Annotated in this window: 15 protein-coding genes and 4 pseudogenes; 9 read left to right on the top strand and 10 right to left on the bottom strand. The window is 68.8% G+C overall.

Features of this window, described 5'->3' with window-relative positions:
* Window positions 1-19: 19 nt before the first annotated feature.
* Window positions 20-154 (top strand): annotated as a pseudogene (locus IG62_RS49100) (cytochrome P450); the annotation flags it as partial.
* Between the two features lie 245 nt (window positions 155-399).
* Window positions 400-1,443 (top strand): hypothetical protein, encoded by a 1,044-nt coding sequence (locus tag IG62_RS0127855; RefSeq protein ID WP_030809030.1) that lies wholly within the window; start codon window positions 400-402, stop codon window positions 1,441-1,443.
* A 53-nt stretch (window positions 1,444-1,496) separates the two neighbouring features.
* On the opposite strand, the gene IG62_RS0127850 is transcribed toward IG62_RS0127855, so the two are convergent.
* Window positions 1,497-1,691: a hypothetical protein gene (locus IG62_RS0127850; protein ID WP_030809027.1), complete on the bottom strand. Its 195-nt coding sequence runs from the start codon at window positions 1,689-1,691 to the stop codon at window positions 1,497-1,499.
* Between the two features lie 702 nt (window positions 1,692-2,393).
* Here IG62_RS0127850 and IG62_RS0127845 point away from each other — a divergent pair.
* From IG62_RS0127845 to IG62_RS0127835, 3 genes are all read left to right on the top strand, one after another.
* Window positions 2,394-3,950: an IPT/TIG domain-containing protein gene (locus IG62_RS0127845; RefSeq protein ID WP_234326769.1), complete on the top strand. Its 1,557-nt coding sequence runs from the start codon at window positions 2,394-2,396 to the stop codon at window positions 3,948-3,950.
* A 122-nt stretch (window positions 3,951-4,072) separates the two neighbouring features.
* Window positions 4,073-4,330, top strand: a complete 258-nt coding sequence (locus IG62_RS0127840; protein ID WP_030809021.1) for a hypothetical protein — start codon at window positions 4,073-4,075, stop codon at window positions 4,328-4,330.
* A gap of 268 nt (window positions 4,331-4,598) precedes the next feature.
* Window positions 4,599-5,483, top strand: a complete 885-nt coding sequence (locus IG62_RS0127835; RefSeq protein WP_234326768.1) for an ISL3 family transposase — start codon at window positions 4,599-4,601, stop codon at window positions 5,481-5,483.
* Window positions 5,484-5,550: 67 nt separating this feature from the next.
* On the opposite strand, the pseudogene IG62_RS45285 reads toward IG62_RS0127835, so the two are convergent.
* The 5 genes and pseudogenes from IG62_RS45285 to IG62_RS0127815 form a co-directional block, all read right to left on the bottom strand.
* A pseudogene (locus IG62_RS45285) lies at window positions 5,551-5,986 on the bottom strand (transposase); the annotation flags it as partial.
* A 74-nt stretch (window positions 5,987-6,060) separates the two neighbouring features.
* Window positions 6,061-8,838: a helix-turn-helix transcriptional regulator gene (locus tag IG62_RS0127830; protein WP_051798689.1), complete on the bottom strand. Its 2,778-nt coding sequence runs from the start codon at window positions 8,836-8,838 to the stop codon at window positions 6,061-6,063.
* A 403-nt stretch (window positions 8,839-9,241) separates the two neighbouring features.
* Window positions 9,242-10,132: a C1 family peptidase gene (locus IG62_RS0127825; protein WP_030809012.1), complete on the bottom strand. Its 891-nt coding sequence runs from the start codon at window positions 10,130-10,132 to the stop codon at window positions 9,242-9,244.
* A 511-nt stretch (window positions 10,133-10,643) separates the two neighbouring features.
* Window positions 10,644-11,318, bottom strand: a complete 675-nt coding sequence (locus tag IG62_RS46645) for a transposase (RefSeq protein WP_158795129.1) — start codon at window positions 11,316-11,318, stop codon at window positions 10,644-10,646.
* Between the two features lie 498 nt (window positions 11,319-11,816).
* Entirely contained in the window at window positions 11,817-13,556 is a 1,740-nt protein-coding gene (locus tag IG62_RS0127815) for a choice-of-anchor C family protein (protein ID WP_158795128.1), read from the bottom strand.
* 850 nt (window positions 13,557-14,406) lie between these two features.
* Here IG62_RS0127815 and IG62_RS42375 point away from each other — a divergent pair.
* Window positions 14,407-14,694 (top strand): LppU/SCO3897 family protein, encoded by a 288-nt coding sequence (locus IG62_RS42375; protein ID WP_158795127.1) that lies wholly within the window; start codon window positions 14,407-14,409, stop codon window positions 14,692-14,694.
* Window positions 14,695-14,982: 288 nt separating this feature from the next.
* On the opposite strand, the gene IG62_RS0127805 is transcribed toward IG62_RS42375, so the two are convergent.
* Window positions 14,983-17,115: a SpoIIE family protein phosphatase gene (locus IG62_RS0127805; RefSeq protein WP_030809002.1), complete on the bottom strand. Its 2,133-nt coding sequence runs from the start codon at window positions 17,113-17,115 to the stop codon at window positions 14,983-14,985.
* Window positions 17,116-17,783: 668 nt separating this feature from the next.
* Here IG62_RS0127805 and IG62_RS42370 point away from each other — a divergent pair.
* Both IG62_RS42370 and IG62_RS47980 read left to right on the top strand, forming a co-directional pair.
* Window positions 17,784-18,737, top strand: a pseudogene (locus IG62_RS42370) (phosphotransferase family protein).
* A gap of 198 nt (window positions 18,738-18,935) precedes the next feature.
* A pseudogene (locus tag IG62_RS47980) lies at window positions 18,936-19,208 on the top strand (Tn3 family transposase); the annotation flags it as partial.
* A gap of 105 nt (window positions 19,209-19,313) precedes the next feature.
* Here IG62_RS47980 and IG62_RS0127795 read toward each other — a convergent pair.
* Complete coding sequence (locus IG62_RS0127795; RefSeq protein ID WP_030808999.1) at window positions 19,314-19,685, bottom strand: hypothetical protein; 372 nt, start codon at window positions 19,683-19,685, stop codon at window positions 19,314-19,316.
* Window positions 19,686-19,689: 4 nt separating this feature from the next.
* Between IG62_RS0127795 and IG62_RS0127790 the strand changes: the two genes are divergently transcribed.
* Window positions 19,690-20,016, top strand: a complete 327-nt coding sequence (locus tag IG62_RS0127790) for a hypothetical protein (protein ID WP_158795126.1) — start codon at window positions 19,690-19,692, stop codon at window positions 20,014-20,016.
* Window positions 20,017-20,239: 223 nt separating this feature from the next.
* On the opposite strand, the gene IG62_RS0127785 is transcribed toward IG62_RS0127790, so the two are convergent.
* Both IG62_RS0127785 and IG62_RS0127780 read right to left on the bottom strand, forming a co-directional pair.
* Window positions 20,240-20,536 (bottom strand): DUF7336 domain-containing protein, encoded by a 297-nt coding sequence (locus tag IG62_RS0127785; RefSeq protein WP_030808993.1) that lies wholly within the window; start codon window positions 20,534-20,536, stop codon window positions 20,240-20,242.
* A complete protein-coding gene (locus IG62_RS0127780; RefSeq protein ID WP_030808990.1) occupies window positions 20,536-20,847 on the bottom strand; it encodes a hypothetical protein in 312 nt (103 codons plus the stop codon). The genes IG62_RS0127785 and IG62_RS0127780 overlap by 1 nt, the downstream gene beginning before the upstream one ends.
* Window positions 20,848-21,065 lie beyond the last annotated feature (218 nt).

Genomic DNA, 21,065 nt, shown 5'->3' with positions numbered 1-21,065 from the left:
GGATCGATCTCCCAGTCCCCAGCTCGCCCTGCCCCAGCTGTTTCGACGAATCAAGAATCCACGGCTGCTGGCGGACCCGCCGCCGTACCGCGTCAACGCCGTGCTGCGCGGTCCCCGCCACCTTCCCGTGGCGATCGACGCCCTCACGGCCTGAGCTCCGCACGCACCGGGCGAGGGTAAGACGGCCAGCAGCTACGTCCACATCGTGGACGGCGAACCAGTCTGCGCCAGGGCAGCTCCGATCGTGTTCGTGGCCGCGACACGCTCAAGCCCGTGTCAGGTGGTTCGCAGGGACGGACATGATGCTGCTCGACCAGGCCTGGTGACAGCCACTCGTGCGGGTGCGGCAGTCGCCTTGCGCCGGGAACCGCCCGTCCAGCGCAGTCGTCGGTTACGGACGTGACTGAACCCCCTTGCGCACTGCCCGCCCACCACCGCCAACTTGTCTCCGACCTGTCCGGGATCGTCAGCGACTACCCCTATGTGGACCCGGAATCGACGCTCGCCCTCCTCGCCGACGACGCAGCGCAGGCGCTCGACCGCAACGGCACTCCAGAAGGCCGCCAGGAGCGGACCGGCTATACGGTCCTGCTCTACGCCACCTGCTGGTATCTCTCCGCACGCATCTTCAGCAAGTCCCTGTTCACCTCGTACACAGAAGTCCTGGAGGGGTTTCGTGCCACCTTGGACCCGGCCTCCTGCGCCTGCCCGGCCGGCACCCATCCCGCGGATCTGGACTCGGAGTACGGGATCGAGGCCGGGGTGAGCATGCTGACCGCGGCCGGGCGGGCCGCATTCGCCGCGGATGGCGGTCTCCACGACGATGACCTGGCGGCGTTCGACTGCGAGGGATTTCTCGCGGACCTCGCCGACCGGGCCGTGAACCGCATGCGTCAGGCGCGCCAGGAGGTCTTCGGCGGTATCGACGTCTGCCATCTCGACGAGCAGTTCGTCCGGGACGACGCCAGTCTCGACGTCGTCGCGATGCAGGAGGCGATCCGCCGGTCCTGGGAGGACAACACCGGACCGGTCGCCTTGTGGTCCGCCCGCCGCTGGCTCTCCGGGCAGGTGCGGGACGAGGAACGGATCGGTTTGTTCCTCTGCATGTGGATGGGCATCGCCCAGACATACGAGGGTCTGCCGCCCTCGTACACCCGCGACTTGGCTGCCGCTCTGGCAACCATTGATCTGGACGCCTCCTGCGAGCACCCGCAGCATCCCTGGTCCGCCGCGGACGCCACCACCAAGGACCGGTACCGCGCGGTGGTCCACCTGTATGCGCCGCAGGACCACCCCGACACTCCCGTGCCCACCGCGCTCTCGGCCCGTGAACTGTGGGAGTGCCCAGTGCAATACGCCGAGTTGGCTCGCACAGCACTGGAAGACCTCAAGGACTGGCGCATCATGCGAGGCGGCGAAGAATGGGAAGACTGGGAGGACTGAGCGGAGCGTCTCCCAACACCGTCGCTGCCTGCGCGCCCTGACCGCCCAGCCCCTCAACCCGAGTCCGATGCCATTCCGGTCGCAGTGGGCAGGAGGTGGCCGGCGATGGTGACCTGGTCGGCGGCAGTCTGGAGGAGGACGGGGGAGCTGATCCGGTCCATGTCCAGGACCGGCCGGGTGGCGGCTGCGTCGCCGGCCGCGTGGATGAGTGGTGTGACAAAACACAGACATATGCACAACCTCGCCATGCCAGGCGCGCACTCCCCCGCGCCCACCAGCACCTAAGCGACGCCCCCTGCACGCACCCAGCCACCCCAAGGGGATACCGCCGGCAACACTGACAGCCGAAGGCGAGTGGCCCGGGCGAGGCCTGCGTAGGCGGCGCGGTGCCACTACATCCACTTGGTTCCTGGATGCTTCCGCCTTGCGGAACTGAGCGCGTATCTGCTCGAACGGGCCGAAGTTCTCGATCGACGAGGTGTCAGAGGTGAATTCCTGTGCGTCCATCGCAGCGATCGCCTCCTGCAGGCTTACGCCGAACCGGAGAGGACCAACACGTTCAAGCGGCTCCAAGTCCCACTGATCAGGATCGGATTCAGCAGTCACGGCCTGCTGGTCTGGCCACATATCCGACGGCCCCCTCCCACATCCCCAGATCGTTGATGGGCCGGATGGACCCTACAGCCTCTGCCAGCCGTGAAGATCCGCCGGACAGGCCGCAAGCTGGTTGGTTAGCTGCGAGGGCTCGGTGGTGTTTCGTCGATTCAAATGAGGGCATGAAAGGGACGATTAGCAACCAGTGGGCTGCCCATCCTTCCTGGGGTGAGCAGCCTGCTGTGTGTTGTGACGTGTGGTTGCTGGAGTGCCCCAGAGCGGGATTGTGTGCCTGTGCCAGTACGGGGTGGCGCTTGGCAGACGAGAGGCGGTCCCTTCTTTGAAAGGGGCCCGCAATGGATCCTAACGTTCAGATGTCGTGGCACGACCTGTTCCTGGAGGCTGCCGTCACCGGCCGGCAGCTGCCGAGTGGCCTGGATCCGGCCCGGACCGCAGGAGTCAGGGGGATCACGACCCTCGCCGTGGTGACGACGATTCCCGTCGGCGCGAACCCGCGCGGGGTGGCCGTTGCGTCGAACGGTAACGCCTACGTCACCAACTTCGCGTCGAACACCGTGACGGTGATCGACACCACCACCGACACCGTTCTGGTTCCCGGCATTCCTGTCGGCTCCGGGCCGACCGGCGTGGCGGTCGCTCCCAATGGCAACGCCTACGTGGCGAACAGGTCCTCGGGCACGGTGTCGGTGATCAGCACCACCACCAACACCGTGGTGGGCGCCCCCATCCCCGTCGGTCCCAACCCGACCGCTGTGACCGTTGCCCCCAACGGAAACGCCTACGTCACGCGGTTCTCGTCGAACGACGTAGTGGTGATCGACACCACCACCAACACCGTCCTGGTGCCCAGCATCCCGGTCGGCTCCGACCCCGAAGGGGTGGCCGTCGCTCCCAACGGCAACGCCTACGTGACCAACTTCGGCTCGAGTACGGTGACGGTGATCGACACCACCACCAACTTCGTCCTGGTGCCCGGCATCCCCGTGGCGAACGCCCCTTTCGGGGTGGCCATCGCTCCCAACGGCAACGCCTATGTGGCCTGTGAAGGCGCCAACGCCGTCACGGTGATCAACACCACCACCAATACCGTGGTGGGCGCCCCCATCCCCGTCGGCGGCCTCCCGATCCCTGTGGCTGTCGCACCCAGCGGCAGTGCCTACGTCGCCGACCTCGGCACGAATGACGTGACGATGATCGACACCACTACCAATACCGTGGTGGGCGCCCCCATCCCCGTCGGCCTCGCCCCCTTCGCCGACGCCGTTGCCCCCAACGGCAAAATCTATGTCGCCAACAGCGGGTCAAACAGCGTGAGCGTTATCCAACCGACGCCCACCCTCAGCAGTATCAACCCCGCCCAGGGGCCCACGACGGGCGGAACGGTCGTGACGATCACCGGCACGAACCTGACCGGGGCGAGCGTCGCTATCGGCGGCAACCCCGCCACCGGGGTGAGCGTCAACCCCGCCGGCACGCAGATCACCGCCACCACCCCGCCCGGCGCGGCCGGCCCGGCCACCGTCACTGTCACCACACCCGGTGGCACCGCCAGCCTGGTGAACGGATTCACCTATCTCCCGGTCAGCCACGCCACCCGGCTGACCGCGACCCCGGCACTGACGAAACTATTCCCACCGCAGGTGTACTTCCCGTTCCTGACCGCCACGCTGACCGACACAAGCACCGGACTTCCGGTACCCGGCCAGACCATCACGTTCAGCACCGGAACGACCGTCCTGGGCACCGCCACCACCGACGCCCAGGGCACCGCCCGCCTGAACGAAACGCTCACCCTGACGCTGATCCTCCTCAACGGCGGCTACGACGCCAAGTTCGCCGGCACCCCCACCCTGCTGGCCTCGTCCGACCACGCAGGAGTCATCGAGCCCTGACCCCGCCCCGCCCCCGGGACCGGGCGGCGCCCTCCGCCTCGACAATCCAGGAACGCGCCGAGCAGCAGCTTTTCCACCGCAACACCCGCCGTCGCCGCAAGGTCCCCATCGACGGCTGGCGGATGGAATACCTCCAGGAGTCGGCGGGCAAGACGGACACGGCCGCGGTGCCCGCGCCTTCGATAGCCCGCCCGCGCCCCCGGCGTACGGGCCGCCCGTGCTCCTGCGCGGAACCGGAGCTGACCGCGGTCATTCTGGGCCAGCCCCACCCGGCCGAACCGGCCGGGCAGATGACCCCCGCCAGCATCGTCCACACCGCCTCCTGCCGCGCCTGCGGCGGCTCGTACAACAAGCCGTGGCGCCGCTCCGGTGCCCGCTGAAGCGTGCGGTGCCGTTTCAGCGGGCGAGGCCCGTCTCGTCTCCGTGGTCCGCGGCCGGGCGTTGTTCCTCGTGGCCGTTCCCCAGCTGTGCGCGTGCGGCGTGGCGCAGCCATTTCGCAGCATCGGTTGGTTATGTCCATCAGAACGGGTTCTGGCTCAGGTTCTGTGACGTGGCCACTCTGAGTGACATCCGGACACCTTCGAGCCGTGCGCGAAGTCGCCCGAAAATGGTCCGTGGACAAGGCAGTTGCGCCGACAGTTCGAGGCCGTGGAAGAGGTCACGCGCTGGCTGAAGGAGTTGTTGTTCCCGTCGATCGCGGACGTCGCGGTGCTGTCGGTGGACGTGAACATCGAGACAATGCGCGTTGACGCGCAATGCATCGCGAACGGTGCCCTGTGTCCGGTCTGCGGAGTCTGGTCGAACCGGGTTCATGGTTCCTACCTGCGGTTTCCCGCTGATGTACCGAGCGGTGGCCGAAGCGTTGTTCTCCAGCTGAGGGTCCGTCGGTTCACCTGCGGGAACTCGGGCTGCGCACGCCGTACCTTCGTCGAGCAGATACCCGGCTTGACACGTCGGCACGGTCAGCGGACCGAGCGGTTGCGCTCCACCCTGGCCGCGGTGGGCCTGGCCCTCGCGGGCCGGGCCGGAGCCCGCATCGCCCGCGTTCTCGGGGTATCCGTCAGCCGCAGCACGGTGCTCCGGCTGGTCGATGCGCTGCCCGAGCCCGATGTCCCCGTGCCGCGGGTGGTCGGCGTGGACGAGTACGCCACCCGCAAGGGCCGCCACTACGGAACCGTCCTCGTCGACATCGAGACCCGCCGCCCCGTCGATCTGCTGCCGGACCGGGAGGCGTCCAGCCTGGCGGCCTGGCTCGCCGAACGGCCGGGCATTGAGGTCGTCTGCCGCGATCGTGCGCCGTTCTTCGCCGAAGGCGCCTCCGCCGGCGCCCCGCAGGCCGTCCAGGTCGCGGACCGGTGGCAGTGCGCCATGAGGCGCCTTGTCGTATCCCCGATTCAATCGGGAAGAATTTGGAGGGAGGTTCTTGGGTCTGATGGCTTACCTAATCCGGAAACGGTGATGGGACCGCAGCATGCCAGAAAATCGACGGCCGGGCTCAGGCATTGGAGACAGGGCGTCGAGGGACCCGCGTGACACGGTGAAAGCTGGATTGCCTGAACCCCAATCTCCAGAAGACTGAAGGTCAAGTCCGTCGGAAAGATGCCTGACGCCGACGCCGCACCCTGCGGCGGCGGCAGCCGGCGAGCCAGGACATGGTGCGTTCGACTGTCCAGCGGTGGCGGCCCAGTCGCTGTGAGGTGTCGATGCCCTTGCGGGCGATGCGGTGGGTGATGCCTCGTCGGCGTAACCATCGCCGCAGATGGTCGTAGTCGTAGCCCTTGTCGCCGTGGAGCTTGCCGGCCTGCGTCGCCGGGGTCCTCGGCGGGAGCGGATCGGCGGTATGCCCTTCACCAGAGGTATCAGGGCCTGGCTGTCGTGCAGGTTCGCCCCCGAGATTCCGACGGACAGGGGAAGACCGGTCCGTTCGGTGATCAAGTGGATCTTCGAGCCGTACTTGCCCCGGTCCACAGGATTCGGACCTGTCAGGTCCCCCTTTTCAGGGCCCGCATGTTCACCGAGTCGATCGCGCAGCGGGACCCACACTAGGCCGCTCCCCCAGGAGTTGGGGGCGGCAACCCCTGACTCCCACTCGCCCGGTGATGCCACGTACTCAGCCGGGCGGCTCGCTGTTCCGGTCCAGCAGTGCCAGGTCGCGACGGGAGGCAGCGCCCAACTTCCGCAGGGCGCGGGCTACATGCTGCTCCACGGTGCGTGGGGACAGGTACAAGGTGGTGGCGATCTCGCGGTTGCTCATCCCCGCACCGGCGAGCGCGGCCACCTCCTGCTCGCGGGGCGACAGCCGCTCGCCGTAGCCGGGACGGCCCGGTCGGCGACGCTCGGCGGGCTGGTGGTTGCGCAGTTTCGTCCGTACCCGAGCCACGTCCCATGCGGCGCCGAGGGCACCCAGTTCCCGTGCAGCCGCTTCGAGTTGTGAGATGCTCGCGCTGATCCTCCAGCCGCCTGCCAGGGCGCACCGGGCGCCGGCCTCCGCGGTGAGGGCCGCCTCGTAGGGCCGGGGAAGCGCCTGAAAGTGTGTACGGGCAAGCTGAAAGTGCTCGGCGGCTTCCTGGAGTTCGCCGTCTGCCTCGGCCAGCATCGCGCGGCACCAGGTCAGTGCTGCCGTGGCGGCGGGTGCCTGTCTGCCCGCTATACCAGCCGCGAACTCGTCCACCATCTGTCGCGCCGTGTCCAGGTCGCCAGCCCGGGACGTCGCTTCCACGGCCCAAGGAGCCAATTCGGCCGCCCATACCCACACGCCCTTGGCCTGGAGCCTGGCCCATGCCTCGGCTCCCTCGCGGGTCGCGGCCTCCGGGTCGTGGCGGGTGAGCGCAAGCCTGATGCGACCGCCCGATGCCGCGGCCATCTCGTGTGCGTTGGCGTCGTCGCCCAACAGCTCGGAGCCCGACAGGTACGTGTCCACCTGGTCCCACTCGCCTTTCGCCAGGGCGAGCAGGCCGAGTACGAGCCTGGCGTTGCTGACACGCGGACCACCCGCCTCTGCCACCAGCGTGCGGGCCCGGTCGGCCAGGCCGGCCCACTGACCGGTCCTCAGATCCAGGTGCATCGAGGTAACCAATGCGGACTGTTCCCAGTACGGCTGCTTGCACCGAGCCCACATGCTCACGCACTCGGCTGTCAGCTCGCGCGCTCGTGCGTACTCACCTAGCCAGACCGCCAGTTCGGCGGCATTGGCCAGGCCGAATATCGAGTACCGGAGAATGCGCGGATCGTCGCATTTTCGGGGAAGTCGTGCCACGTGGCGCCACCCGTCCGCATTACCCGTGGCGCACAGCACGCTCGACCGGTTCGATGCGAACGCCGCCTGGACCACCGCGTCCCCGCTTTCGGCCGCGGTGGCCTCGGCCCGCGCCAGCCACGCGAGATTCTCCGCCAGCGGGACACCGGTCAAGAAGGGCATCGCAAGCGTCGCCATGGCCCGCGCCGCCAGTACCGGACTGGAGTCGCTCAACTCCTCGGCCACTTTGGCGACCTCAGCGCGTCCATCGTGGCCCCGTCCGACCTGGTTGTACAGGAATATCCCAAGGTTGAGGCGTATCTCGCCGCGCACGACGGTCGGCAGCGCGGGGTCATCGGCCAGACGACGCAGAACCTTCGCCGTCCGGTCGGAACCGAGCCCGTCATTTGCGCTGCGTGTGAGGATCCGGGCCAGTCGAGCCCGCTCCGACGGGGGAACTTCGGGGTGTGCCAGTGTGTCCTCGATCAACGAGATCGTCAGCTGGTGGTCTCCGGCCTCGGCGGCCTCTCGCGCCGCGTTCTCCACGCTCTCCAGCCAGTCCGCGATCCGGCCGGAGGCCAGCTGGTGGCGGGCGAGCCGCTCCCACGGCACCGGGCGCCGAGCCTTCAACGCCTCGGCCGCGCGACCGTGCAGCTCCCACCGCACCGGGCCGGGCAGCAGTTGGTAGACGGCCGCCGACTCCATCGGTACCCGGAACCCGTACCGACCGGGCCCCACCTCGTGCAGCGGCGAGGGGGACAGCGCGGCTATCAGCGCCGCCCGGCCGCCCGTGGACAAGGCCGCCACCGAGATCAGTTCGTCCTCCGTGGCGACCGCGTCAAGCACCGCTGCCGCCGACACCACACGCTGCTGCTTCTCGTCCAGCGTCGCCATTCGGCCGACCACCAGTTCCATGAGCCGAACCGGCACCGCGGCCTCGTCGACGTCCGCGGCGGTCAGCCGGTGCCGACCGACGGGTGTGGCGCTCCCGTCCGCCGGCGGACCGGCCGTCTTCAGCTCCGTCACCAGATCGGCCACCACCTGCGCGATTCCGCCCGAGCGCTCATGAAGCCGGGTGACGAACCGGGCCGGGCAACGCTCCTCGCCCAGTGCCGCCACTGCCATCTCACGGACTGCTTCCACGGTGAGTGGCCCGAGCCGCCGTCGGAGGATGGTCAACTCGGCGGGGTACCCCACCGGGGCGCCCAACATCAGTCCGTGACGGGCGAGTTCCTCGGGCCGGTACGTCAGTACGGCTCGCAGCCCTGCCGGGGGATGGGCCAGCACCGCACGCAGTGCGCGTGCGTCCTGCTCGCCCGCACGGTGGACGTTCTCGGCCACCAGCAGCGTCGGCGCACGAGCGCCGATCAGCACCGGCAGTTCCCCCAGTGAGGTGCAGGTCCTGGCGGCAGGCCGCGGCTGCGCGGTCCCCGTCGGGCGGGCGGATTCCTCGTGGACGGAAGCGCCCGAGGCCGTGAAGGCCACGGTCAGGCGCGGCATCCGGCCGAGCTCCGGGAGCCCGAGCAGCCACCGCACGAACCGGGTCTTACCCGTCCCCGCCTCTCCCTCGACGAGCACCAGCACCGCGGCGCCCGGTGCGAACGACGCGAGCGGCTCTCGTATCCCCGTATCCCACTCGACGACCTCGCGCATCGCGGTTATCTCCCTCCAGCCGCGCACGCTGGTGCGCTGTCCTGAGCCCGGGGGCCCCACTTTGACCATCACACGGCGCTGGGCGCTGTGAACCCAGACGCCTCAGTGGCGTCGAGAGGTTGGGTGCGGCTACAAGAACTCGCCCGCTGGCTCGCCACAGGGTAGGCGTGTCTGACGTCACCGCACATGACCGTACGGGCGGCGGGTGGGGCTGCCTCGTGTGCACGATGGGGCGGTATCGGCGTTGAGCCGGACCGCGCGGCGGACGTGGACCGCCTCGTCAGGTATCGGCCGACGCCTGCCAGGGCAGCGCGGCGCGCTGGTCGCAACACGAGCGGGCGCATCGTCGAACGGCCCCTTCCCGGCCCGGCGCCGACCGGGGCCGAGAAGGGACCGTGCCGCCTCAGCTCTGGACGAGCTTGCCCATGGCGTTGAGCTCGTTGGCGAAGCCGCTGTCGAAGAAGCTCCACGGGACGGTGAAGTACCCGCCGTCACCCCAGCCGTCGCCCCAGCTGTTCTCGATCTTCACGCCCTGGTCGTTGTAGGCCACGATGGTCACCTCGTGGCCGTCGCCGGTGGAACCCTCGGGTTGGTAGCTGTAGCTCGAGGCGGCCTGGGCATCACGCATCTCGTCGAAGTTCGCGGGCACCTCGAACCCCATCGCCACCGGCTCGCCCTGCGATATCGCGTCCTCGATGGCCGGCCTGGCCGACTCGGACGAGTCGGTGGGAAGTTCGGTGTACCCGGACAGCTTGTAGTGGGCGGCGTTCGCGCGCTCGTTGTCGTCCGGCTGGGTGGTGTAGTCGAAGTCGCCCTGCCAGTAGTCGTCCTTGGTGTCGATGCCCTGGTCCTGCTCCATCGACAGTGCGGTGGGCCCGGTGGTGCCGTGGTCGCTGCCCTGGGCGATCTGCGAGTAGATGTACATCGGCGCCATCGGGGTGCCCTTGACGCCCTGTTCGTTCATCAGGATCCCGTACCCGGAGTACCCGGTGGCCCAGGTGACGCAGGAGCCGACCCGCCCTTGGTCGCCGGGTGAGAGCGCGTACTTGCTCAGGTCCGCGCTCTCCGGTGCATCGCCTGTTCGCGGACGCGGCGCCAGCATGTTTCCGTGCTTCACCAGCCTGTTGGCGGCGCCCTTGTGGGCCCGCAGCTCTGCGAGGTTGAGGCCCGTACCGTGCCGATGGTGGTGGGCGGGGGACTGTGCTGTCGCGTTCGCGGAGGTGGCGCTCACCACGGGTGCCAAGCAGGAAAAGGCGAGCGCGGTGGCGATACCGATGTATCTCTTGATGCGCACTTTTTCGACTCCTTGATGTGAACTACAGGGATGTGCATGGCCGGAACAGAGAAAGAGATGGCGCCGGTCGGTGCGAATACGGTCAGCTCGATCCGCTGGTCGCGCGTCGGGGAATTTTGACGTGTGACATCCGCAGCACGTCAGGAACATGCCAAGTCTTCTTGTGGTCACGGTCATGTCGGGTGAACTGTGCGATGGGAGACGCCCGGGCTGAATTCGAGTGCCGAGGGGATTCGGTCGGCGAGTCGGGCGTCGTCCCGGCCCCAAGCAAAGCAAGCTCCGGATTCGCGGTCAACGCTCAGCCGCTACGCATTAATTCACCGCGTCAACCAGGTGTCAGAGCCGGCCGCCTTTGCGGCCCGCCGGCCGGCTTCACGGCCGATCCCTGCATTCCCGCAGGTCATTGCGGTCAGCATGGCGAGGTCCGGGATACCCATTTAACCGGGTGGCCCTCCCGGCTTGTTGGGTCATGGAACCGGGTTCGGCTTTCCGTGAGGGGTGAGTCCACCCCTCACGGGAGCGCCAAGCGCCTTTGGCCGGCCCATTCCAGGGGTAGCTCGAATGGTGTCCTGCCAAATGCAACGCCATTTCCTTTACTTCCGTGAGCTATTCGCAAGCCCGCACTCGAAGAACGTGATGACGCTGTGGACGGTGTAGCTCTGGCTGGTCTTGGGGTGTTGTCCGGCGTTCGGGCCGTACTTGCTTGTGGGGTTCTTGAGCATGTGGGCTTTGACGCGGTGTCGGCGCCGGGCGGGGTGCAGGGCGCCGAGTGCCGCCCGGCTGATGGTCCGAGGAGGTCGGCGGGGTCGGTCGGGGGCTGGATGCCGGTGGCGGGGACGACCGTGTCGGCGGCGATGGTCAACAGGACAGTGCAGCTCATGCGGTCCATGTCCAGGTCCGGCCGGGTGCAGGCGCTGTCGGCCGCGGTGCGGATCGGTGCCTGGTAGGTGGCGAGTAGAGCCTGAACCTCCTGGTCGATGCCGAGCAGGCTGCGCGACCGCAGGGCGCGGCCGTCCAGCAACGTCGCCTTGATCGAGAACGTGGTCTCGGCTTGCCACCGCTCGTGATACAGGGTGACCAACTCGGTGGCGGGGTGCAGGGCGGGGCCCAGGAGCCTGCTGAGCAGGCGCCATTGTCCGTGGCGGACGGTGCCGTCGGTCAGGATTAGGGTGACGTGGGTCTCCATGGCGTGGACGGTCAGCAGGGCGGGCAGGACGCCGTAGCCGATCCGGGCCAGGCAGGAGCCGTCGGCACGATGCCCGGGAGTGGGTACCCGGCGGCCGGAGGAGCGCACCAGGAACTGCGCACCGGGTCATGGACCCCGCGGACGAACTCGGCTCCGTCGAAGCCGGCGTCGGCCAGCAGGAGCGTCGTGCAGTTTGGGGCACTCAACGGGCTTTGAGCGTAGAGGAGTTCACCTTCGCTCTCGGAGCTGATGATCTCGGCCAACCATTCCGGGCCTCCGCAGCTGTTCGGCTCGAAGGTCGGCACCGTCTGGTTGGAAGGCGCCAACTGGAACATGTGGTACGCCCGCGAGGCGGCAACCCCGCATGGAACACCGTCTCCTGCGTCTGCCAGCAGCCCACCAACGCGACCACGGTGCACATCGAGGACTTCACCAACGGCTCCCTCGCACGCGGCTACCTGCAACCCTCCTGGTACATGACCAGCGTGCAATGGAGAGCTAGCCCCTGCCCCGCTTGGCGATGACCGTGACGTCGTCGATAACCGGGCCGCCATCGCTGTTGGGGGTGGTGCTGGCGAACGTCAGTGTCGTGGACTTGCCCGTGGCCACGAAGTGCACCTGACGCGTCACATAGCCCATGTCGGTGTGCGTCTTGCCGGTGGCGTCGAAGGAGAGGTCCTGGACGTTCTGCCCGTCGATGAGGACCGTGCCCGTCTTCACCGCCGGAGCCTGGCCGTCGGAATTGCCGGCGAGCGCGTACGTCACCGTGTACGCGGTCCCGGTGACTGTGGCGAAGGTCTGGGACACGGCCCCGGTTCCATTGCCGTTGAGGTCCATGGACTGCTTCCCCTTGGCGGCCTGCCAGTAGCCGGCGTCCTTCAGGTCGACCGAGCCGCTGGTGACCTTCCAGGGGCCCAGGAACTGCCCGGCCGTGAAGGTCTGGAAGGTGTTCGGCTTCACCCTGGGGGTTTCGAGACTGCCGTCGGCCAGCACGGAACGCGGGGGGTGTGGTGAAGGGGAGGGAGTAGGCGGAGAAGGCGAGGGAGACGGAGAAGAGGGGGGCGTGGTCGGGTTAACGGGATGCTTGGCGGGAGGGGGCGGAGAGGGTGACGCGGGTTCGGTGGTGGGGGCTCGTGGTGCGGGGTCCGGGCGAGGGCTGTCCTGGTTGCCCTCGCCGGGGTGGGTCGTCGCCGGCGAGGGCGCGGTCGGGCTGGGCGGCACCGGCTGCCGGGAGGCGGGCGCAGAGGATGTGGGGGCGGGCGCTCTGCTGTCCGTACGGGGGAGGGAGGAGGATCCGCGCGACGACGGGACCAGTACGGAGACCAGCGTGAGGAGGGCGAGGCCGACGGCTGCGGAGAGGGCAACGACGCCGGTGCTGGAGCCAGTGCCTCCGCCGCCTGCCGGCCCTCTCAGGCCGTCCGTCGTTCCGTCGGTGGGGCCGTCCGTTGCTGTGTCTGGCGTGTCGTCCGTCGCGTCGTCCGGCGAAGCCTCCACCAGGGAAGCGAAGTACCCGGCGAATGCCGGGCCCAGGAGAAGTGGGGTCAGAATGCCGCGCAGGCGGCCGGAGACCTCGCGCAGTTCCAGCAGCAGCCGGACACAGCGGTCGCACGTGTCGAGGTGCGCTTCGAGGCGACGGCGGTCCCGTCTGCCCAGGGAGCCGCGCAGATACGCGGCCAGCTTCTTGGCGCACATGCGGCACTCCCGTTCCAGCCGCTGCTCCTGCTCGGACAGGTGCGCCTGCAGATACTCCTTACGCAGCCCTTCGCGAGCGCGTAAGGCCAGCGCGGCGACGGCGTTGGGCGATAGCCCCAGCCGTGGCGCCACCTGGGCTGGGCTCTCCCCCTCCACCTCGGTGTGCCACAGCACGGTCTGCCAGCGCTCGGGCAGCGCGGCGAAGGCACGCCCGACCAGCGACGCCTCCAGTTCGGCCAGCACCGGGTCCTCGAAGGGCAGCAGCGGCGCGTACGCCTCCATCTCCGATGTGGGCGTGGTCCGCCTTCCGCGCGCCGCGTCGTTGGCGGCGAGCCGGCGCACCACGGTCAGCACGTACGGCCGAAACGCCTTCTGCGGGCCGCCACCGGCCCGGATCGCACCGAGCACCTGGGTAAAGCCCTCAGAGGCGAGGTCCTCCGCATCCATGGGACTGGATGCGTAGGCGCCGGCCACACGGCGGGCCGAGTCGAAGTGCCGCTCGTAGAGCACGCCGAACGACGCGTCATCCCCTCCGCGAGCGCGCATGACGAGTTCGGCGTCGGACCGCTCTCTCGGTTCTTTCGGTGCGCCGGCCCCCGGCTCCCCAAGGGCCCTGGCCCCCTGCCGCGGAACCCTTGCCATCCCCGTCCACCCCTCAGCCGCAGGCCACCTACATTCCCGCCATCGCCCACAACTGACGACAACCAGCGGTAAAAATAACGGGACTTGGGGAATCGCGCACTACTGCTGAACTTGAATTCGTGATGTCGGTGAGCTGTCAGTGACCAGGCCGGTGCCGGCAATTCAGCTGTCGACCAGGTCCGGGCGGTAGTGGAGCTGCTTGAGCCTGCGCTTGACGGTCCTGGTGACCTGGCCCAGGTCGGCTGTCCTCGCGGGCCGGCAGCTCCGTCCTGTCGTGCTCCGCGAGGGGCCAGCGACTCAGCGCTGCCCTCCACTCCACGGTCACGGGGGCGGCGGTTGAGGGCCGACGGTCGCAGCAGACGGGAGGCCGCACGTGCGCCCCTTGCCCTGTCTGGCAGCGAGAAGTGGCCCCGGTGTGCGGCACGATGAGGGACCTCATAGCCTGGTGATCGAACTCGTCCTGGCTTCCCAGGCCGGCAGCAATACGACTGGGGGATCTGTTATGACTGCGTACTCACCGCCGCCTGAGGGGCCGGCTCCCTACGGCCAGCAACCCGGCCCGGCCCCGTACGGGCCGCCCGCAGGTCATCACGTCGGTCCGGCCCCCTACGGGCCGCCCGCTGCTGGTCCGCACTTCCACACTGCGCAGCCCGCATACGGGCATCCGCCGCTGCAGCAGCCAGGCGTCCCGATGTTCACGCCGACGGGGCCCGCACGACGTCCTTGGCTTCGGCCGCTCATCGCGCTCGGTATCGTGAGCGTGGTCGTTGCAGGGTTTTGCGTATTGAACGCGGTGGTCGACGACGGCAAGCCTCCGGAGGAGGTCGCCCGTTACGCCGGCGCCGGGGACTGTCTTGAGAACCGCGGAACCCACGCGGATCCGGTCATGTTCACCATCGCCTGCAGTGACACCAAAGCCGACTACAAAGTCATGTTCAGCGCCACCCTCCAAGGGAAATGCCCACCGGAATTCGACGAGTACACCGAGCGGGGAGGCCGGCAGGGCGACACCACGCTGTGTCTGACCCGGGTGCATCACTAGCCAGGAAGCGTCGTATGCCGCCGGCCGCATGCCCGCGGCCAGGCGGTGATGGAGCCGGCGCTCGCCTCTCCCCTCAGGCCGGAGCGGATTCGTATCGGGGTTATGACATCTCCGCCGCTCGCGTCTGCGGATCACCTGCGCGCCGACTTCGCAATGCGGACCTGCACGTGAGTGACGCCGAAATGCATTGGGTGGACCAGGAGTTGGCCGAGGGCAAGCCACTCCAGCTCCGCACCGGACGCCGCCAGGCCCTGTACGGGGGTGTCGCAGGGGGCAGGCCCGTCCTCGTCAGCCGCCGACCGGATGCGGGCGGAGCAGCAGCAGGGCGATGTCGTCGCGGCGGGCATCGGTGTGCAGCTCGTGGCCAACGAGGGTGTCGGCGAGGGTGTCCATGGTCTCGTTCGGAGCTCGTGCGAGGAGATCGGCCAGGTCGGCGGTGGCATCGTCGAGGTCGACGCCGGGCGCTTCGACGAGTCCGTCGGTGTACAGGGCCAGTACGGAGCCCGGCGGCAGAGGCATCTCGGTGGCCGGGTACGCGGCGGCGGGGTCGATGCCGAGCAGGAGCCCTGGCCGGATGCGGAGCACCTCCGTGTGACCGTTGGGGTGGCGCAGGAGCGGGGGCGGGTGGCCGGCGGTGCCCAGTTGGACGCGGTGGTGGGCGAGGTCGAGGTGAGCGTAGAGACAACTGGTGAACAGTCCGGTTTCGACGTCGGTGAGCAGGCGGTTGGTGCGGGCGAGGACTTCGCCGGGGGGTGCGCCGGCGGTGGCGTGGACTGCGGTGCGCACCTGGCCCATGAGTGCGGCGGCGTTCACGTTGTGGCCCTGGACGTCGCCGATGGCGGCGGCGACGGTGGTGTCGTCGAGGCGGATGAGGTCGTAGAAGTCGCCGCCGATGTCGATGTCGCGTGCCGCGGGCAGGTAGCGCGCGGCCACCTCCAGGCCGGGTATGGCCGGCAGTTCGGCGGGCAGCAGGCCGGTTTGCAGGCCGTGCGCGAGCTGGTGTTTGGCGTCGTACAGGCGAGCGCGGTCCAGGGCCTGGGCGATCAGTCCGGCAAGAGAGGTCAGCACGGCGCGCTCGTCGGGGGCGAAGGGCCGAGGGCGGTCGAAGGAGACCACGCAGCAACCAACCGGTCGCCCGGAGACGATCAGCGGCAGAAATGCCCACGCCGCCCTGCGGGTCAGCCGCGGAATCTCGGGGTTGAGCCGCGCCATCTCGGAGGGCGAGGCGAAGAAGAGAGGGACACCGGTGGTCAGCGCGCGCACTGTGGGCGCTGCCGCGTCCCTGAAGGGCGGCAGATCGAGGCGGCTGAGGACTTCGGATCGGTAACCGCGGGAGCCGACGATGCGCAGCCGCCCGCCTTCGACCACGGACACGACGAAGCCCTGGGCACCGAAGGCGGGCATGATCTGGTCGGCGGCCAGCTCGACCACGTCCCGTACGCTGACCGCCTCGGTGAGCGTGGCGGCCAGGTGCATCAGGTCGTACAGCGAGCCTGTCCCCCTCGCCATGGCGTTGCTCCCGCTGCGGTCCGGCCCCTCCGCCCGGGTGAGGTCGTCGGTGGTGGTGATACGGACGCTGATGCCGGAGGCGTCCGGGTACAGCCGGAAGTCCAGGCGACGGTCAGGTGGGCGCAGGGCGATGAAGGATGTGGGCTCGCGGCTGATCACCGCGGCCCGGTAGCGGTCTTCAAAGACCGGCTCGTCCAGCCACGGCAGCGCCTCCCACAGCAACGCTCCGATCAGGTCCGCGCCGCTGCAGCCGACCAGGTCGGCAGCGGCGGCGCTGAGGAAAGTGATGCGGCCCTCCAGGTCCAGAGCGCAGCAGCCCTCCGGGAGGCGGTCGACGAACCTCGCCACTGCCGGCACCTCGACCGGCTCGGCTGTGGGAACACACGGCGTGGCCGACGCATGTGGCTCACGTCCCGGCAGGACCGGACTGCCGTTGTCGGCGGCACGCTGCAGGAGCGCACCGATGTGCTCACAAGCGGTGCTGATCGCGTCGCGCTCGTGCGCACTCAGTTGCTGCGGGCGCGCACCGGGCCACAGCAGCACCAGCGCGCCCCACGCTGTGGCGCCGGTGGTGACCGGTGCGGCAGCCAGCGCCAGGTGGTAGGGCAATACGAGCGCGGCCCGCGGGTAGCCGCGCGCCAGCTGTGCGTGACTGCCGATCCACACCCGGCGCCGCTCACGCACAGCCTCGGCCACCGGCATCGGGTCCCCCAGTGGCACCCGCGCCCAGGGCGCCGCGAACCGCGGGGGAACTCCGGCCAGAACCGCCAGCCTCAGGAGCTGCTCCCCCGGCGACAGCAGGTACACCGAGCCCACAGAGGCGCCGGTCTCCCGCACCACCTGGGCCAGGGCGGGATCCAGGAGCTCCGGGCCGGAGCCCGCGGCAGGACGGAAGCCGGCAGCGTCGTGCACGTTCTCATCCTCCCCCGGTGGCGCTGGACGACGGTCCCCGTGCACACTCGAAACGGCTCCCGGCCGCCGCCACACGCCTCCGAGCTCCCGCCACGGTCCGACACGGGACCAGCAGACCCGCCCGCTGCCCCGTCGCGTGAGCCCGGGCGGGCAGGTCCGCTCCGTCGCACACCGGCCCCTGCCGTCTCTCCGCCGCAGCCCGCCACCGATGCTGCCCCCTCCGGGCCGCCTGCTGGCGCCTCGGACGGCCATACCGTCGGTTACGGCAAGCTTCAACCAGTGGTGGAGCCTCACATCGGCCGCGTCGAACACCACCCACATCAGTACAATACGCCCGCATCGGATGACGTCGCTTGCGTGCGCGACAGGGCCCGAGCGCTCGCGGCGCGAGCCCTCTTCTCGGACGGCGCCTCACTCACCCCACTCGGATTCTGCTGGCAAACCACTACGCGTGCAGGGCCTCGCAACCGGCGTCCGCCGCTCAGGGAGCGGCGGACATCCGCCGCGAGACCTGGTGCGGCATGCCGCAAGCAGCAGCGCCCCCCAGCCGGGATCAGCGAGTGATCACCGGTGCCTGCGGCAGCGGGGAGAGGAGCGGAGCAGTGTCGCCATCGCCTCCGGGGAAAAAGGTTTTGCGCATGCTGCCGTCCGGATGTTGAGGTGGCTCGGTGACCCACCACGATGAGGCGGCTGTCCGACCGTTGACACTGGCTTGGGTGAGCCGGCACCTGGAGGTCGGCGAACGGATCGTCAGAGCTGAGGCACTGCACGGCGGCATCACTGCCGAGGCTGACCATCAGCACGCGCGAGGGAGGCACCCGTGACCTGGTGCTGCGCACCTTCGTCGACCCGTTCTCTGTGGAGCGCGCCGAGGACTGGCTGAACAGGGAGGTCTGCGCCCTGACCCAGCTTGCGGGGACCGACGTGCCGGCTCCTGCACTGGTCGCGGTAGATCCGACCGCCGCGCATTGCGAGTACCCGTCGCTCCTGATGACACATCTGGCGGGCCGGCCAGTCCTCAACGATGAGGGATTGGAGACGCGCATTCACCTGCTGGCCCGTCAACTCGTGGCGATCCACGCGTTGCGTCCCGCCGAGCGGCCCAGGGAGTATGTGGCGTTGACGACCGCCGACACTGTCGTCACTCCAAAGGGCGCCGACACGGCGGTATGGGACGCGGCGATCGACGTGATCCGCAAGCCCGCGCCGCCCTATGAAGGGCGATTTCTGCACCGGGATTTCCAGCCCGGCAATGTGCTGTTCGATACGTGTCGTCACCAAGACCGGAAGGTGCCCGGATCACGGGGGTCGTCGACTGGGCAGCGGCCTCCTGGGGCCCGGCGGATCTCGACGTGGCGCACTGCTCGACCATTCTCGCGCTATTGCACGGCCCGGCATGGGGTCTGCGGTTCACTGAGGCGTACGAGGAGGCCGGCGGGGTGCTGGCCACGGCCGCGAGCGAGCGGCTGTACTGGCGGGTGCGGGACGGGCTGGCATGCTCGGAAGAAGTGCAGCAGGTGTCGCAGCCATGGCGGGAGGCAGGAAGGACTGAGCTGACGAGGCGAGTTGTGGAGGAGCGGCTGGATACCTACGTCACCGCCCTGATGACCGCGCTGGGCTGAACCACAGCGGCCTGGGGCACGGGCACGGTAGCGAGCGCCGGGCCTGCTGCCATATCCGGTAGCGGAGCCGATCACACACCCGCACCGGGGCGCCCCCCGAGTACGGGCCGGCTCCCGGCCGACAGCTCTGCGACGCCCAGCGCCACCGGTCCCTCGGCGTGCGTCCACGCCCGCCCGTACGGAGGAGGCCGGCGACCGTATCCGGAGGGCCAGGAGGACCAGCTCGCCGCCCTCGGTCTGGTCCTCAACGCCGTCGTCCTGTGGAACACCCGCTACCTGGATGCCGCCGTCGCCCAACTCCGCGCCGAGGGCCAGGACATCAGGGACGAGGTCGTCGCCCGCCTCTCCCCGCTCAAGGACCGGCACAGCAACTTCCCGGGCCGCTACCTGTTCAACATCAAAGCCAGCGGCCCCGGCCAGGGCCTGCGCCCCTTCCGGGACCCGGACGACACCGAGGACGACGAGGATTGACAGCACCGCACCGGCCCGCCGGGCCACTCGTCGCATCCGGTGGAGGCCAGGCGCCCGACGCTCCGGGTCCGAGGTGAGGAACGCCGAGCCGGGCTCAGCACCGGCTCAACGACCTTGCGGAGCCCTAAATGGCACGCTCCTGAACGGGGTCCCGGGATTCCGGGTGATCCGGATCATCGGCGGGGCGGCGGCACGCAGCGCCGCCTCAACCCGGCGGTTGCTGGTCATGGTCGCGGTGACGGTGGTCATGGTGAGGAGGAGGCCGGCGGCGGTGTAGAGCGGGCCCATGAGGTGGGCGGGGACGATCGCCTGTCGGAGGGAGGGGCCGAGCACCATCGTGGCGCCCATGCCCGCTCCGCAGACGGTGAGCGCCAGCCCGGCCACGTACGAGTTCGGGGCGGCGGCAAGGCCCAGGACGGCGAGTCCCTCGACTGCGGCCGTACAGGTCAGCGCGGTGCCGGTGGCATCCCTGAGCATTGCCGTGGTCGGCGCCGCCCAAGCCGCGGGCGGAAACGGCCGCCCGACCTTCACCGACGTCAGACTCGACGGACCTCGCTCCAACATGCGGCTGCACTTCGGCGTACACGCCGACGGCGTCCAGAAGTGGTCGCACATCGAGGTGACCGTGAACCCTCTTTCCTCCGGGAAGTGGGGTAGGGACCTCTACTGGAGTGTGCTCAGACCTGACGATCAGGGGAAGGTCGCGCAGCAGATCGACATCCCGCTCTCGCCTCCGGCCGGAACGACGGTGATCTCGGTTGGGGCCGTTAACCTCGCGCTTTCACGAAGCAGCCTGTCCGAGGGCTGATCAGAAAATGGAAAGTGCTCTTGACCTGCAATGATGGGACTTGCTGAGGGTCCTATCGACTGCAAGGGAAAGAGCACTTTCCAGGTGACAGGGCCTACCGGGTAGTACTTGCGCGTCCGTGTCCAGGGAGACGGCCGCCGGACGGCCGCGCAGGCCGGTTCGGTCCTGCTATGGAGTCGGCGGGCCGTCGAGGAGAATCGCGGCTGGAGGCGGTGATGCCTGCTCAGCCATTGGTTTGTTCGCCGACGAGGAATCCTTCGGCCCAGTGGGTTTGACCCACGGTGTACTCGTGCACGTGGAAGCCGTTGGGATGGTCCCTGAATCCGGGTAGGGTGCGCGCCTGCTCGATGCGTTGCTCCGCCCGTTGCTGGCTCGAGTACAGGCCGAGGAACGTGAAGCTGTCCTCGCTGTCGTCCCAGAAGAGCGGTTCGCCGTCTTCCATGAAGTCGACGGTGGTGGGAGCACCCGGCTCGTCCGCGAAGTGATGCCTGTGCACCAGGAGGTAGAGCGTCCGGTCCATCAATCTCGCCTAAGCCCTTCGGGGTACACCGTGACGAACCCCTGGTTCCACAAATCCTCGTCCACCATCACGGGTGCGATCTCGAAACAATCAGGTTCGTCCCGGAACCCTGGAAGCTTCCTGGAGATCTCCCGCTGTCTCTCCGCGACTGCCTGGTCCGGGTAGATGCCGATGATCCTCCATTCCTCCTCGTCCAGGTGGATGGTGCCGTCCGCATCGAGATGGATGACCCGTTCGTCCTGTTCCACCGCGAGATGGCGCGCGTGCCACAGGACGTAGAGATCGCCGTCAGGTTCGTGTTCGTCTGTCATCGCGGGAATTTTCCCTTGCTGGTGTGAAGCCCGGGGGCGGCAGAGTTCGCGCCCCTAATGTGTCCGGTGGGTGATCGGAAACGCGAAGAGTGCTCCTGACCTGCAACGATGGGACTTGTCTAAGGGTTGTCCCGTAACTGCTGGTCATGGGTGAGATGATCTGGCTGTGTCTGGTGTGATCACGGCGTCGGAGCCGTCCTGGATAGGACCGTTCAGCG

The sequence above is a fragment of the Streptomyces sp. NRRL S-337 genome, from assembly GCF_000720175.1.
GTDB classification, from domain to species: domain Bacteria; phylum Actinomycetota; class Actinomycetes; order Streptomycetales; family Streptomycetaceae; genus Streptomyces; species Streptomyces siderophoricus.
This window is presented reverse-complemented; position numbering and strand designations above follow the sequence as displayed.